This is a genomic window from Paraburkholderia dinghuensis (assembly GCF_003837865.1).
In the GTDB taxonomy this organism is placed as follows: domain Bacteria; phylum Pseudomonadota; class Gammaproteobacteria; order Burkholderiales; family Burkholderiaceae; genus Paraburkholderia; species Paraburkholderia dinghuensis.
Genome location: NZ_RQIS01000015.1, coordinates 125,478 through 140,059 on the forward strand (window position 1 = coordinate 125,478; position 14,582 = coordinate 140,059).

Here is a 14,582-nt window from a genome sequence, read left to right on the forward strand (position 1 = left end):
GCACCAGCAAAAACCGGGCACGGGCTTCGCGGCCCGCCCGGTCACTTCCTGCGGTTCTCCACCGCGAACTTGATCAGTTCCGCCTGACCTTCGATATCGAGCTTGCGCTTGAGGTTGAGCCGGTGCGTCTCCACCGTGCGCACCGAGAGCCCCTCGCGCTGCGCGATCTGCTTGCTCGATAGCCCTTGCGCAAGCGCGTCGAGGATGTCGAGTTCGCGCGGTGTCAGGCGCTCGACCGGCGTCGCCTTCGCCGACGCCTGAATTATCCGCGCACCCAGGCCGGCACTGAAAAACGTCTGTCCCGCGAGCACCGCCTCGATCGCGCGCACGATTTCCGTCGACGGCGAATCTTTCAGCACGTAGCCGCTCGCGCCCGCGCGCACCGCTTCGGTCACGTATTCGACGTTGTCGTGCATCGAGAGCATCAGCACGCGGATCGCAGGAAAGCGCTCGTGAAAGATGCCCGCGAGCGCGATGCCGTTCATCCCGGCCATGCCGACGTCCATCAGCACGAGGTCGGGTTCGAGCGTGGCGGCGAGGGCGAGCGCCTCGTCGGCGTTGTCGGCCTCGCCGGCGACAACGAATCCCGCGACCGCTTCGAGCCGGGCTCGCAGGCCGTCGCGCACGAGCGGATGGTCGTCGACGAGCACGATGCGCGCCCGCCTGGCTGTTTCGTTCATGATGTCTCTTTACTTGTTGCCGATACCGTTGCAGTGGCTTTCGTCGCCGTGACTGGCACCCAGGCGGTCAGGACCGTGTGTCCGGGCTGCGAGCTGATCGTGAGTTCCCCGCCGAGCGATTCGAGCCGCTCGCGCATGTTTCGCAGCCCGAGCCCCGCCCGCAGATCGGATTGGGCGTGCACCACGTCGAAGCCGCGGCCGTTGTCGGCGACGGTCAGCGTGACGCCGCTGGCGGTCACGTCGAGCGTAAGTGCCGCGCGTGGCGCGTGGGCGTGGCGCAGGATGTTCGTGAGTGCCTCCTGCGCGATGCGAAAGAGCGCTGTGTTTACCGCGTCGGGCAGTGCCACGGCGCGCGCCTTCCGCGGTGGCGGGGGCGAGACGGACTGCGTGACGCTGATCGCAATGCCCGACTCCGCGCTGAGTTCTCGCGTGAGCTGTTCGAGCGCTGCGGCGAGGCCGAGGTCGTCGAGCATCGACGGACGCAGTGCGTGCGAGATGCGGCGCACTTCGCGCAGCGTTTCGGACAAACGTGTGAGGCCCGTGGCGAGCGAGCTTTCGGCGGCCGGGTCGCGCGTCGTGCTGCCTTCGAGCCGCGCGAGTGCCGATTCGAGCATCAGCTTGACGGAGACGAGCATCTGGCTGATGCCGTCGTGCAGTTCGCGCGAGAGCCGCGCGCGCTCCTCCTCCTGCGATTCGACCACCTGCTGGGCGAGGCGTTTGAGCTTCGCATCGGTGCTGCGGTATTCCGTTACGTTGAGCACCAACGCGCCGAGCGCGATTGCGCCGACGCCCGCTAGCGCGATCGCGCCGAGCCACCACAGTGTGTGTTCGATGTTGGCGGACGCACGTTCGTCGATGTGCGCGAGCGTGGAATCGACATCGTCGAGATAGATGCCGGTGCCGATCATCCAGCCCCAGCGTTTGAGCGGAATGACATAGCCGAGCTTCGGCGCGAGTTTGCCCGTGGTGGGCCGCATCCACGTGTATTGCACGAAGCCGCCGCCCTGCGAGGCCGCGGCGATCAGCCGCTGGATGGTGAGCGTGCCCTGCGGGTCGCGCAGATTCCAGAGATTGCGGCCTACGAGATTGGGCTCGCGCGGGTGCATCAGCGAGCGGCCATGCATGTCGTAGACGAAGAAATAGCCATCCGGGCCGAAGTCCATCTTTTGCAGCGTGGCGAGTGCCTCGCCCTGGCGCGCGGCGATATCGGCGGGCGAGGCGTCGGCGCTCGCGTCGTAGAGCGGCTCGATTGCGCTCATCGCGAGTTCGACGTAGTGGCGCAACTCTTCCTGCTTGCTCGAAAGGTAGGCGCCCTGCGTCGTCGCGTGCTGCGTCTGCGCGAGCGTAGTGGCCTGGTAGCGCACACCGATGCCGACGCCCGCGATCGCGGCCAGAAACGGCACAACGGCGAGCAGAAAAATCTTCGTCTTCAGGGTCATGGTGAACTGCCTGCGGCTACGTAATTCCACGTAGACCGCTTACGTAGTAGTCCGCTTGTAAGGCTATTGGCGAAAGCGAATACTACACGCCCAGAGCATGGCACACATGCGTCATGCGCTGCGCTGCAATTCGCCGCGATGTTCCGTTGAGTGCATGCGCAATGGGGCCCGGTCTCCGTACCGGGTATGACTTATTCCTATAAACAAAAACAGGAGACGCCATGAATCGGGCATCCAGTTTTGTCGTCTGGACGTTGGTCGCGCTACTAGGCGCGTTCGCGTTCGGCACCATCGCGCTTGCACACGGCGAGCGAATCAGCGCATTGTGGATCGTGATCTGCGCGGTCTGCGTGTATTTGATTGCGTACCGTTTTTATAGCCGCTTCATCGCGAACACGGTGCTGCAACTCGACGGCCTGCGCATGACGCCGGCCGTGCGCCACAACGACGGGCTCGATTACGTGCCCACCAACAAATTCGTGCTGTTCGGCCACCATTTCGCGGCGATCGCGGGCGCGGGTCCGCTGGTCGGTCCGGTGCTGGCCGCGCAGATGGGCTACATGCCCGGCATGCTGTGGATTCTCGCGGGCGTGGTGTTCGCGGGCGCCGTGCAGGACTTCGTGGTGCTGTTCCTTTCGACGCGTCGTGACGGCCGCTCGCTCGGCGACCTCGTGAAGATGGAACTCGGCCCCGTGCCTGGCGTGATCGCGCTGTTCGGCACGTTCCTCATCATGATCATCATTCTCGCGGTGCTCGCGCTGATCGTGGTGAAGGCGCTGACGAACTCGCCGTGGGGCACGTTCACGGTCGCCGCGACGATTCCTATCGCGATCTTCATGGGCCTGTACGTCCGCTACATCCGCCCGGGCAAGATCGGTGAGATCTCGATCATCGGCTTCATCCTGCTGATGGCGTCGATTGCGTTCGGCCAGCACGTGCACGATTCGCCGACGCTCGCCGCCTGGTTCACGTTCACCGGCACGCAGCTCACGTGGATCCTGATCGGCTACGGCTTCGTCGCTTCGGTGCTGCCGGTGTGGCTCCTGCTCGCGCCGCGCGACTACCTCTCGACGTTCCTCAAGATCGGCACGATTCTCGCGCTCGCGATCGGCATTCTGATCGTCGCGCCGGAACTGAAGATGCCGGCCTTCACGAAGTTCATCGACGGCACGGGTCCGGTCTGGTCGGGCAACCTGTTCCCGTTCCTCTTCATCACGATCGCGTGCGGCTCGGTGTCGGGCTTCCATGCGCTGATCGCCTCGGGTACGACGCCGAAGCTGCTCGATAACGAAACCAACGCACGCTTCATCGGTTACGGCGCGATGCTGATGGAATCGTTCGTCGCGATCATGGCGCTCGTCGCCGCTTCGGTGATCGAGCCGGGCGTGTACTTCGCGATGAACGCACCGCTCGCCGTGCTCGGCACGACGCCGGATGCCGTCGCGCAAACGGTCGGCCACTGGGGCTTCATGCTCACGCCTGACATGCTCACGCACACGGCGCAGGCCGTCGGCGAGACGAGCATCGTCGCGCGCGCGGGCGGTGCCCCGACGCTGGCGGTCGGCATGGCGCAGATCCTGCACCAGGTGATCGGCGGCGAGGCGATGATGGGCTTCTGGTATCACTTCGCCATCCTCTTCGAAGCGCTCTTCATCCTCACCGCTGTCGACGCGGGCACGCGTGCAGGCCGCTTCATGCTTCAAGATCTGCTCGGCACGTTCCATCCGTCGCTCAAGCGCACGGAATCGCTGCCGGCCAACCTGATCGCGACGGGGCTGTGCGTGGCCGCGTGGGGCTACTTCCTCTATCAGGGCGTGGTCGATCCGCTCGGCGGCATCAACACGCTGTGGCCGCTCTTCGGCATCTCGAACCAGATGCTGGCGGGTATCGCGCTGATGCTGGCGACCGTCGTGCTGTTCAAGATGAAGCGTGAGAAGTTCGCGTGGGTCACCGCAGCGCCGACGGTCTGGCTGCTCATCTGCACGATGACGGCCGGCTGGCAGAAGATTTTCGACAGCAACCCGAAGGTCAGCTTCGTCGCGCATGCGCAGAAGCTCGCGGCGGCGGCTGCCGAAGGCAAGATCGTCGGGCCGGCGAAGTCGATCGAACAGATGCAGCGCATGATTTTCAACGACTACGTCGATGCCGCGCTCTCGGGGCTCTTCATTGTCGTGGTGGCGAGCATCGTCGTGTACGGTCTGATCGCGATTGCGCGCGCGCGTCGCATCGGTCATCCGACCGTGCAGGAAACGCCGTTCGAGCCGATGCCCGCCGACGCGGCGAGCCTGGTGGGCCGCACGACCGCTGCTCACTAAAGACGACACTGCAGACGAGGTACATCATGTTCTCGGAACTTCGCGACAACGTGCAGACCGCAGGTCGATATCTCGGTCAGGCGATGCGTCTGATGGTCGGTCTGCCGGATTACGACGGCTACGTCGCGCACATGCGCGCGACGCATCCCGATCGTCCGGTGATGACTTACGAGGAATTCTTCCGGGAGCGGCAGGACGCGCGGTATCGGTCCCGGACGGGCAAGTGTTGCTGAAGCCCTGAGATACGGCGCGGCGCATTTGATGCACGCCATGAAGGCGCAACGGGTTACCGCCCGTTGCGCCTTTTTTGTCACTTCTGCCCGGAAACGGATGGGGTCGAGCCTGGGAATACTAAACAAGGGTTTGGGATCGGACGCGTTTGCGGTTTGCGTGGTTTCAGGACTCGCGGCTGGATTTGCCCGACGCAACGGTTACTGTCCTCGCCGGCCGACAGTTGATGAGCGGTGTCGATCTCGTGTGGCCGGTCACGCAGGTTGTCGCGAGCAAGATAAGTTCGTTGTTGTCTAGTCAACATAGAATTTCAATCGATGCTAAGTATTTTTCTGTCAGAGCAAATCAGGCATGAATGGCTGACAGGTATTGATTTAGGCGAAATCACGTCGGCGAAAACCCTGGTTATATCTCCGACCCTAATCACATATCTTGTATATACAACTACTCAGGCGACGCGCCTCTAGTTGGAAATGCCACCTCTCGCGGCGGCGCTGAAGAACCTACTTGAGACTCCAGGTCAATGAAGAAACTTGCCTTTTGCATGGCGATCCTTGCGATCGCAACCTCCGCCTTCGCGAAGGACTGGTCCACGGTCCGGTTCGGCGTCGATGCGAGTTATCCCCCGTTTGAATCGAAGAGTGCGGACGGCAAGCTGGTCGGCTTCGACATCGACCTCGGCAACGAGATCTGCAAGCGCATTAACGCGAAGTGCGTCTGGGTCGAGAACGCATTCGACGGCATGATTCCCGCGCTGAAGGCGAAGAAATTCGACGGGGTTTTGTCGGCGATGTCGATGACCCCGCAACGTAAAGAGCAGATCGCATTCTCGGACCGGATGTGGCGTACCCCGACCAGCCTCGTCGCAAAGAAGGGTTCAAAAGTTCAGCCGACGGTGGCGTCGCTGCAAGGCAAGTCGGTCGGTGTCGAGCAGGGCTCGATCCAGGAAACCTATGCGAAGGCCAACTGGGCGACGAAGGGTGTGAACGTCGTGTCTTACCAGGACCAGGATCAGGTCTATACGGACCTGCTTTCGGGCCGTCTGGACGCGGCGCTGCAAGACGGCGTGCAAGTCGAACTCGGCTTCCTGGCCAAGCCGCGCGGCGCGGGCTTCGCGTTCACGGGCGGAGAGCCGGAAGATCTGAAGACGCTCGGCAATGGCGCGGCCATCGGCCTGCGCAAGGAAGACGCTGATCTGAAGGCGAAGATCGACCAGGCGCTCGGCGATATGGTCAAGGACGGCACCTACAAGAAGATCGAAGCCCGGTACTTCCCGTTCGACGTGCACGGCGGCTGACACGCAACGGTGCAGGGAGCTACCTGTGCCTTGCACCCGGCGTTCTCCGGCTGAAAAGCACAAGAGGCTCCGCACACGACGGAGCCTCTTCTGTTTTCGAGCCTGCCGGCTGCCACCCTGGGCAGCCGGGCGGGGGATAATCACCGGAACCCCATTTCCTCATATCGCGCGCTCACACGATCATGCAGACGCAAACCCATCCGTTGATTTCCCCGGCGCTTGGCACCGAACGGCACCTGACGAGCTTCCACTACGGGCCGTCGGGCGGCCAGAAGATCTATATCCAGGCGTCGCTGCACGCGGACGAGCTGCCTGGCATGCTGGTCGCCTGGGAACTGCGCAAGCGCCTCGCGGCGCTCGAGGCGGCCGGCAAGCTGCGCGGCGAAATTGTCGTCGTGCCCGTGTCCAATCCGATCGGCCTCAACCAGCGGCTGCTTGGCCACCTGGTCGGCCGCTTCGAAACGAGCACCGCGTCCAACTTCAACCGCAACTTCCACGATCTCGCCGAGCTTGTGATGCCGCGCATCGAGCCCCGTTTGACCGGTGACGAGCAGCAGAACCTGCTCGCCGTGCGTGCCGCCATGCGCGAGGCGCTGGCCGAAGAGATGCCGACCACCGAGCTTGAATCGCAGCGCCTCGCGCTCCAGCGCCTGTCGTACGATGCGGATGTGGTGCTCGACCTGCACTGCGACTTCGAAGCCGCGATGCATCTCTACACCAACCCCGACTTGTGGCCCGATGTCGAGCCGCTCGCGCGCTACCTCGACGCGAAGGCATCGCTCTTCGCACTTAATGCGCTTGGCACTCCGTTCGACGAAATCCACAGCTTCTGCTGGTCCGAACTGCGCGCGCGCTACGGCGAGCGCTATCCGATTCCGATGGGCACGATTTCGGTGACGATCGAGCTGCGCGGCCAGGCGGATGTGAGCTATGCGTTCGCGGAGAAAGACGCCCAGGCGATCGTCGACTACCTGACGCACCGCGGCGTCATTGACGCCACGCCCGCGCCACTGCCGCCGCTCGAGTTCGAGGCCACGCCGCTGTCCGGCACCGAGACGCTTCCCGCGCCAATCTCCGGTGTGCTCGTGTTCCGCGCGCCGGTTGGCGCGAGGGTCGAGCCGGGCGAGCCGATTGCCGACATCGTCGATCCGTTGACCGATCGCGTCGTCACGATTACGAGTTCCGTCGCCGGGGTGCTGTTCGCGCGACAGCGCACGCGCTTCGCGACCGCGGGAATGGTGGTGGCGTGGGTTGCCGGTGCCGAACCGCTCCGGAGTGGCGCGCTGCTGACGAACTGAGCGCATAGCGGCGCGCAGGCGCCGATGCGGCTCGCGCAATCGCGCTGTCGAGCAAAAGAGAAAGGGCGCAACGGTCTGAACCGTTGCGCCCTCGTGGAAGCTTCCGGGGCGCCCTCATCGGGCACCCGATATCGCGCGCGTCAGCTTGCGGCGACGGTGGCCGGCTTCTTCGTCTGCACGGCCTTCTGGATCTCTTCGAGCTTGATCTCGACGTGACGCGAGAACACGTACTCGGCGGGACGCTGGCCGTCGAGCGGGATGTCCTTCGTGAACGCGCCTTCGGTCTTCGGGCCTGCGAGCGCGACCTTCATCGCCTTGAGCGGGTGCGCGACCGTGTCCAGAACGGCGGTGGCTTCGAAGCCGCAGTGGACCATGCAGTTCGCGCACTTTTCATAGTTGCCGGTGCCGTACTTCTCCCACTCGGTGGTTTCCATCAGTTCCTTGAAGGTCTTCACATAACCTTCGCCGACCAGATAGCACGGCTTCTGCCAGCCGAACACCGTGCGCGCCGGGTTGCCCCACGGCGTGCATTCGTAGGTCTGGTTACCCGCGAGGAAGTCGAGGAACAGGCTCGACTGGCTGAACGACCAGTTCTTGCCGTTGTTGCCGCGCTTGAAAATCTCGCGGAACAGCGTCTTGGTTTTCTCGCGGCTCAGGAAGTGCTGCTGGTCCGGCGCGCGCTCGTAGGCATAGCCCGGCGAGACCGTGATGCCGTCCACGCCGATCGGCTTCAACGTATCGAAGAACTTCGCGACACGCTCAGGCACAGCGTCGTTGAACAGCGTGCAGTTGATGTTCACGCGGAAACCGCGGCGCTTCGCTTCCTTGATGGCCGCGACGGCCTTGTCGTAGGTACCTTCCTGCGAGACCGAATGGTCGTGCGCTTCGCGGTCGCCGTCGAGGTGGACCGACCAGACGAAGTACGGGCTCGGCTCGTAGTCGTCCATCTTCTTTTCCATGAGCAGCGCGTTCGTGCACAGATACACGAACTTCTTGCGCGCCATGATGCCCTTCACGATTTCGGGCATTTCCTTGTGCAGGAGCGGCTCGCCGCCTGCGATGGAAACGACCGGCGCGTCGCACTCGTCGACGGCTTCGAGGCATTCTTCCAGCGTCAGGCGCTGGTTCAGGATGGGATCCGGATAATCGATCTTGCCGCAGCCGTTGCAGGCGAGGTTGCAGCGAAACAGCGGCTCGAGCATGAGCGCGAGCGGATAGCGTTTATTGCCGCTGAAATGCTGGCGAGCGATATACGCGCCAACGCGGACCTTCTGGAGCAGCGGAATAGACAAGACAGTCCTCCTTAAACTTCGCGCGCGACGAGCGGTTGCAGCAGCTTCGACGGCAGCTTGAATTCGACTTTTTCTTCGATGCCCGTCATCGTCGACACCTCGACGGGCCCCAACGCGCGCAGCGCGTCGATCACGTTCTCGACCATCTCTTCCGGCGCCGACGCACCGGCCGTCAGGCCCACCGTCGTCGCGCCGTCGAACCACTCGGGCTTGACCTCCGAGCCGTCGGCGACAAGGTAGCTCGCCACACCCGACTCACTGCCGATCTCGCGCAGACGGTTCGAGTTCGAACTGTTCGTCGCGCCCACCACGAGCAGCACGTCCACTTGCGTGGACAGCTCGCGCACGGCGGCCTGGCGGTTCTGCGTCGCGTAGCAGATGTCACGCGTGTCCGGGCCGACCATGTCGGTGAAGCGGGCGTGCAGCGCGTCGATGATCCCGCGCGTGTCGTCCACCGAAAGCGTCGTTTGCGTGACGTAAGCAAGCGGCGCATCGAGCGGCAGGTCCAGCTTCGCGACTTCCTCCTCGCTCTGCACGAGCAGCACGGTGCCCGGAATCTGGCCAATCGTGCCTTCTACTTCCGGGTGGCCCGCGTGACCGATCAGGATCAGCGTGCGGCCCTGCGCGACGTACTGACGGCCCTGCACGTGCACTTTCGTGACGAGCGGGCAGGTGGCGTCGAGCACGTCGAGGCTGCGTTCGTCTGCGGCGCGCTCGACCGTCTTCGCAACGCCGTGCGCACTGAAAATCGCGACTGCGCCCTCGGGCACTTCGTCGAGTTCTTCCACGAAACGCGCGCCCTTGTTGCGCAGGTTTTCGACCACGTGACGGTTGTGGACGATTTCATGGCGCACGTAAACGGGGGCGCCATGCTTTTGCAGGGCGCGATCCACGATTTCGATTGCGCGGACAACCCCCGCACAAAAGCCGCGGGGTTGGGCAAGGATGACTCGCATAAGGCGGTGCACTCCGGCTGGCGCGGACTCCGAGCAAGCCGGTAAAAATGACTTGATCGACGCGACCGAATTATTAATTAAATACTTGGGCCCAGCCTGTGTCGGGCCGGGCCTAAAACCAGACGCGCATTTTAACCCCATCGCCGTCCGTTTGCTGCGTGGCGCACCGCGGGATGGGGCATGCGCAACACCCGGCGCTGGCCGATGTCGTCGCCCGGGCTCTGACGCGTCGCCGGATGGCCCTTACGCGATGCCGCGCTGCAACATGGCGCCGGAACCCTTAAACTATCGGGTCCGCGGGGCCAGGCAGCCCGGCGCTCGCGGATCTGACCTCATTCTGGACGCTTTGATGGAAGTCGCGCACTACGAAAACTTTCCGGTCGCGAGCGTGCTGCTGCCGCGGGCGCTAAGGGCGCCAGTCGGTGTGATCTATCACGTCGCGCGCACCGCCGACGACATCGTGGATGAAGGCGACTGGAGCCCGACGGAGCGCCACGAGCGCCTCGCGGATTTTCGCGATGGTCTCGACGCGGTGGCGCATGGCCGCGAGGCACGCGTGCACCCAACGCTGTTTGCGAAGCTTGCGGACGTGGTGCGGGCGCACGGCCTGTCGATGCGGCCGTTTTACGACCTCGCGTCGGCGTTCGCTCAGGACATCGATGTGGTGCGCTACACCGACCGCATCGATCTGCTCGACTTCTGCCGCCGGTCGGCCAATCCGGTCGGCCACCTGATGCTGCATCTGATCGGCGAGGCGACGCCGGAAAATCTTGCCGATTCCGACGCGATCTGCACGGCGCTGCAACTTGTCACGTTCCTGCAGGACGTGAGCGCGGACTACAGGCGCGGCCGCATCTACCTTCCGCAGGCCGACCGCGAGCGCTTCAACGTGACCGAGGCGCAAATCGCGGCGGGTATCGTCGACGATGGCTGGCGCGCGCTGATGCGCCACGAGGTGGGCGAGGCGCGCGCACTGATGGTGAGCGGCGCATCGCTCGCGCTGCGCCTGCCGGGCCGCTTCGGGTTCGAACTGTGCGGCGTCGTCCACGGCGCGCTGCGCCTGCTCGAGCGCATCGAGCGTGCCGACTACGACGTATTCACCGCGCGTCCCACGCTTGCCGGCTCCGACTGGGCCGTGGTGCTGTACCGGACGGCCGCGATGCGGCTGTCGCGGCGCCTGAGCGTACGCGCACCTTCAATCAAGAGCAACAACGCATGATGACGACGATCCTCTTTGCCCTGTCCTGTCTTTCGCTGCTGATCTGGCTCGTATTGCTGTTCGCGCGTGGCGGCTTCTGGCGCGCGCGTCCGCCGCTGCCGCTGCCGGTAGTCGAGCCGGCGTCCGGCTGGCCCGCCGTCTGCGCCGTGGTGCCAGCCCGCAACGAGGCCGACGCAATCGGCGAAGCAGTCGCCTCGCTGCTTACGCAGGACTACGCGGGCGAGTTCCACGTCATCGTGATCGACGATCACAGCACCGACGGCACCGCCGAAGCCGCACGTGCGGCCGCGCTCGCGCTGCAGTGCCCGGAGAAACTTTCGGTCATCGCGGCGAAGCCACTGCCCGCGGGTTGGTCGGGCAAGGTGTGGGCACAGTCGCAGGGCATCGAGGCGGTGCGCACGCGCGGGCTTCCGGCCGAGTGGCTGCTGCTCACCGACGCCGACATCGGCCATCCCGCCGACGCGATCGCTCAACTCGTCGTACGCGCGCGAGCCGAACGACGCGACCTCGTTTCGCTGATGGTGCGGCTGCGTTGCGATTCGTTCTGGGAAAAGGCGCTGATTCCGGCGTTCGTGTTCTTCTTCGCGAAGCTGTACCCGTTCTCGTGGGTCAACAATCCGCGCAACAAGACGGCGGCGGCGGCGGGCGGATGCATGCTCGTGCGCCGCGCGGCGCTGGACGAGGCGGGCGGCATCGAGTCGATCCGCGCCGAACTCATCGACGATTGCAGTCTCGCCGCGCGCATCAAGCATCGCGGTGATGGGCACCATCCGATCCGGCTCGATGTCGCAGACAAGAGCGTCTCGCTGCGCCCATACGATTCCTGGAAGGACATCTGGAACATGATCGCGCGCACGGCGTTCACGCAACTGCACTACTCAGCCTGGCAGCTCGCGGGGACGATAGTCGGGATGACGGTCATCTATCTCGCGCCGCCCGTGGTGGCGCTCGTGCTCGGCGCGGCGGGGTGGCCCGCCTGGGTCGCGTGGGCGCTCATGTGCTGCGCCTACGCGCCGATGCTCGCGTACTATCGCCGCTCGCCGCTGTGGGCGCCGTTCCTGCCGCTCGTCGCGCTGTTCTATGTGGGCGCGACGTTTGCCTCGGCGTGGCGCTTCTGGCGCGGCAAGGGTGGGCAGTGGAAGGCGCGTGTGCAGGCGCCGGCGCAGGAGCGCTGAGCGCGTTTCTACGGGGACGCTCGCCGGATTGCTCGCGTTTCCGGGTACGAAAAAAAAGCCGTCGCATGCGACGGCTTTCTTACTGGTGCGTGCGGCTGACGCGCTTCAGCGCTGCGTCAGCATCATGTACATCTGGACGACCATGTCCGGCGAGAACGTGAACGGCACCCAGCCGTGACCCGTATGCCGCAGCACTAGCAGACGGTCGCCGTTCGACTGCTTCTGCACCGCCATCGCGGGATTTTTCGTCGACGCGAATCGCCAGCCGGGCGGAATGCCGGGCGGCGGCTCAGGCTGCATCGAAGCGCGCGCGTTCGCCAGTTCCTCGATCAGTTGTCCGACCTGCAACGGATGCAGCGACACCGTCTGGTCGCCGATCGTCATCGTGATCACGTTCTGGGACGGACGGTTGATCTCGAGTGTCGGTCCAGTCCCGGCGGATTCGTCGGGCTGCGTTGCGCTCGCCTGTGCGGGCGTGGCAGCTTCGGGAGTGCTCTCGACAGCGGTTTCGGTTGCGAACACCGTTTCTGCCGTATCGGTTGATTCAGCCGCGTCAACGCCAGCGTTGGCGTTGACGGCAGGCTGCGCGTGGCCAACGTCTGCGCGGACCTCGGCTTGCGCTTGCGGCTGCCCGGCATGCGCGAGCGTGACGCCGGTGGTGTCGGTGGTATCCGCGTGTGCGGTGGCGGGCTGGTCCGCACACGCCGCCTCTGCTGCGCGCGACGTGCTGGCGGTGGCGGCAACGAGGAGCTGGTCGACGCCAGCCTCGAGCGCGCCAATCTGATCGTGTAGATTCATGCGAGGCTTCTCAGGTAAGACCGGCGATTTTACCCACAGCACGTCGCGATTGCCCTTATGGCGTGGCACGCAGGTCGCAAGAAAAGTTGTAACAAAATGCGAACCGATCACGCCAATCCGCACGAGAAAAAAGGTGTCGGATAGCGGCGTTGGCGCGTGACATGTGCACCATGCGCGCGCCGTTGCGTTTTCACTTCGCGTTCAGATAACCGGCTTCCCTGAACCAGGCCAGCGCGTCCTTCAGCCCCTCGCGATATGGCCGCGCGCGATAGCCGAGTTCGCGCTCCGCCTTCGCCGACGTGAAGTACATCTTGTTCTTCGACATCCTGAGCGCGTCGACGGTGACGAACGGTTCGCGCTTCGTAAATTGCGCGACCGCTTCCGCACCGAGCGCGATCGGATAAAGCGGCCAGCGCGGGAGCGCGACAGTCGGCGGCTTGCGGCCGACCATGCCGGCGATGTCGGCGAGCATCTGCTGCAGCGGCAGATTCTCGCCGCCGAGGATATAACGCTCGCCGATGCGCCCACGCTCCAGCGCCAGAAAGTGGCCGTGCGCGACATCGTCGACGTGCACGAGATTCAGGCCCGTATCGACGAATGCGGGGATTTTGCCCGTCGCCGCCTCGACGATGATGCGACCCGTCGGCGTCGGCTTCACGTCGCGCGGACCGATCGGCGTCGACGGATTGACGATCACGGCGGGCAGGCCGTCGCGTTCGATCATGCGCTCGACCGCGCGCTCGGACAGCACCTTGCTGCGCTTGTACACGCCAATGGCCTGATCCGCCGTGAGCGGCGAGGTTTCGTCGGCGGAGGCGCCCGAACTCGTCACCTTGAGCGTCGCGACGCTGCTCGTGTAGACGATGCGCTCGACGCCCGCGTCGAGTGCCGCGCGCATCGTCGCCTCGGCGCCTTCGAGGTTCGCGCGCTCGATTTCGTGCGGGTCGGGTGCCCAGAGGCGATAGTCGGCGGCGACATGGAACAGGTAGCGCACGCCCGCGAGCGCCGCGCGCATCGACGCGACGTCGCGCATGTCGCCGGTGACGACTTCGGCGTCGAGCGCGGCGAGGTTGGTGCGCGGGCTCGTCGGGCGCACCAGCACGCGCACGGCGTAGCCTTTTTCCTGTGCGATGCGGGCGACGGCCGAGCCGACGAAGCCGGACGCGCCGGTGATCAGCACGAGATCGCGGTGGTTGGCGGTCATGGGGGTTTCGCTTCCTCGTCGGTTGATTCAGTTGCTTTGGCTGCAAAAAAGAGGGCGGTAGTGCAGCCGGTGTGGCACGGATTGTACGTGGCGCGCGGGTTCTCTGGCGCCGCCGTCCGCGCGAAACGCACGGCGCGTGTCAACGATGCGCTACGCGAGCGCGCGATGGCGTCTACAATCCCGCGCAGATGGAAGGGCAGCTTTGCATGGGGCCGGTGTAAGTGCTGAAGCACTAACTCCGGCCGACAGCTTTGCATGGGACCAGAGTAAGTGCGCTGCATGGGGCCGGAGTAAGCGCTGAAGCGCTAACTCCGGCCGACAGCTAAAGCGCCAACTCTGGTCGACAAGACAGACGAAGGAGATTGAACGATGACCGGACCGGATCTGGATTCGCGCGTCGAAACGTACTACGTGCGCGTGCGCGGAACGGTGCAGGGTGTGGGCTTCAGGCACGCAACCGTGCGCCAGGCGCACGCGCTGCGCATTCGCGGCTACGTTGCCAACATGGAGGACGGATCCGTCGAGGCCGTGATCCAGGGCGCGGCCAATCAGGTCGACCGCATGCTCTCGTGGCTGCGTCACGGACCGCCGTCGGCGCGCGTGATGGAAGTGATTAGCGAAGAGCAATTCACCGACAAGCGCTACGAACGCTTCGAGCAGCACTGAGCATCGCGTCAG

The 14,582-nt window shown here is 64.6% G+C and carries 13 protein-coding genes; 7 read left to right on the plus strand and 6 right to left on the minus strand.

All coding sequences use genetic code 11. From position 1 onward, the window contains the following. Positions 1 to 41 precede the first annotated feature (41 nt). Both D1Y85_RS19980 and D1Y85_RS19985 read right to left on the minus strand, forming a co-directional pair. Positions 42 to 680, minus strand: a complete 639-nt coding sequence (locus tag D1Y85_RS19980; RefSeq protein WP_124152805.1) for a response regulator — start codon at positions 678 to 680, stop codon at positions 42 to 44. Beyond that, positions 677 to 2,119 carry a cache domain-containing protein gene (locus D1Y85_RS19985; RefSeq protein ID WP_124152806.1) on the minus strand — a complete coding sequence of 481 codons (1,443 nt, stop codon included), beginning with the start codon at positions 2,117 to 2,119 and terminating at the stop codon, positions 677 to 679. Before D1Y85_RS19985 ends, D1Y85_RS19980 begins: the two co-directional genes overlap by 4 nt. A 221-nt stretch (positions 2,120 to 2,340) precedes the next feature. Between D1Y85_RS19985 and D1Y85_RS19990 the strand changes: the two genes are divergently transcribed. The 4 genes from D1Y85_RS19990 (at position 2,341) to D1Y85_RS20005 (ending at position 7,260) form a co-directional block, all read left to right on the plus strand. Further along, positions 2,341 to 4,434 carry a carbon starvation CstA family protein gene (locus D1Y85_RS19990; RefSeq protein ID WP_124152807.1) on the plus strand — a complete coding sequence of 698 codons (2,094 nt, stop codon included), beginning with the start codon at positions 2,341 to 2,343 and terminating at the stop codon, positions 4,432 to 4,434. A 26-nt stretch (positions 4,435 to 4,460) separates the two neighbouring features. Next, the gene (locus D1Y85_RS19995; RefSeq protein ID WP_124152808.1) at positions 4,461 to 4,667 is read left to right on the plus strand and encodes a YbdD/YjiX family protein; all 207 of its coding nucleotides are present in this window, start codon (positions 4,461 to 4,463) and stop codon (positions 4,665 to 4,667) included. A gap of 521 nt (positions 4,668 to 5,188) precedes the next feature. Continuing rightward, the gene (locus D1Y85_RS20000; protein ID WP_124152809.1) at positions 5,189 to 5,962 is read left to right on the plus strand and encodes an ABC transporter substrate-binding protein; all 774 of its coding nucleotides are present in this window, start codon (positions 5,189 to 5,191) and stop codon (positions 5,960 to 5,962) included. 182 nt (positions 5,963 to 6,144) lie between these two features. Next, positions 6,145 to 7,260, plus strand: coding sequence for a succinylglutamate desuccinylase/aspartoacylase family protein (locus D1Y85_RS20005; RefSeq protein ID WP_124152810.1), 1,116 nt, complete (start codon positions 6,145 to 6,147; stop codon positions 7,258 to 7,260). Between the two features lie 140 nt (positions 7,261 to 7,400). Here the strand turns inward: D1Y85_RS20005 and hpnH are convergent, their stop codons facing one another. Further along, the gene (gene hpnH, locus D1Y85_RS20010; protein WP_124152811.1) at positions 7,401 to 8,552 is read right to left on the minus strand and encodes an adenosyl-hopene transferase HpnH; all 1,152 of its coding nucleotides are present in this window, start codon (positions 8,550 to 8,552) and stop codon (positions 7,401 to 7,403) included. 11 nt (positions 8,553 to 8,563) lie between these two features. Next, positions 8,564 to 9,508 (minus strand): 4-hydroxy-3-methylbut-2-enyl diphosphate reductase, encoded by a 945-nt coding sequence (gene ispH, locus D1Y85_RS20015; RefSeq protein WP_124152812.1) that lies wholly within the window; start codon positions 9,506 to 9,508, stop codon positions 8,564 to 8,566. A 349-nt stretch (positions 9,509 to 9,857) separates the two neighbouring features. Here ispH and hpnC point away from each other — a divergent pair, with 349 nt between their 5' ends. Together hpnC and D1Y85_RS20025 are read left to right on the plus strand one after the other, a co-directional pair. After that, positions 9,858 to 10,727 (plus strand): squalene synthase HpnC, encoded by an 870-nt coding sequence (hpnC, locus tag D1Y85_RS20020; protein ID WP_124152813.1) that lies wholly within the window; start codon positions 9,858 to 9,860, stop codon positions 10,725 to 10,727. After that, entirely contained in the window at positions 10,724 to 11,902 is a 1,179-nt protein-coding gene (locus tag D1Y85_RS20025; protein ID WP_124152814.1) for a glycosyltransferase, read from the plus strand. The genes hpnC and D1Y85_RS20025 overlap by 4 nt, the downstream gene beginning before the upstream one ends. A 105-nt stretch (positions 11,903 to 12,007) precedes the next feature. On the opposite strand, the gene D1Y85_RS20030 is transcribed toward D1Y85_RS20025, so the two are convergent. Then, positions 12,008 to 12,700 (minus strand): hypothetical protein, encoded by a 693-nt coding sequence (locus D1Y85_RS20030; RefSeq protein ID WP_124152815.1) that lies wholly within the window; start codon positions 12,698 to 12,700, stop codon positions 12,008 to 12,010. A 190-nt stretch (positions 12,701 to 12,890) separates the two neighbouring features. After that, positions 12,891 to 13,904, minus strand: a complete 1,014-nt coding sequence (gene hpnA, locus D1Y85_RS20035; protein WP_124152816.1) for a hopanoid-associated sugar epimerase — start codon at positions 13,902 to 13,904, stop codon at positions 12,891 to 12,893. 369 nt (positions 13,905 to 14,273) lie between these two features. Between hpnA and D1Y85_RS20040 the strand changes: the two genes are divergently transcribed. Next, positions 14,274 to 14,570, plus strand: a complete 297-nt coding sequence (locus D1Y85_RS20040; RefSeq protein ID WP_124152817.1) for an acylphosphatase — start codon at positions 14,274 to 14,276, stop codon at positions 14,568 to 14,570. The last annotated feature ends 12 nt before the right edge of the window (positions 14,571 to 14,582 follow it).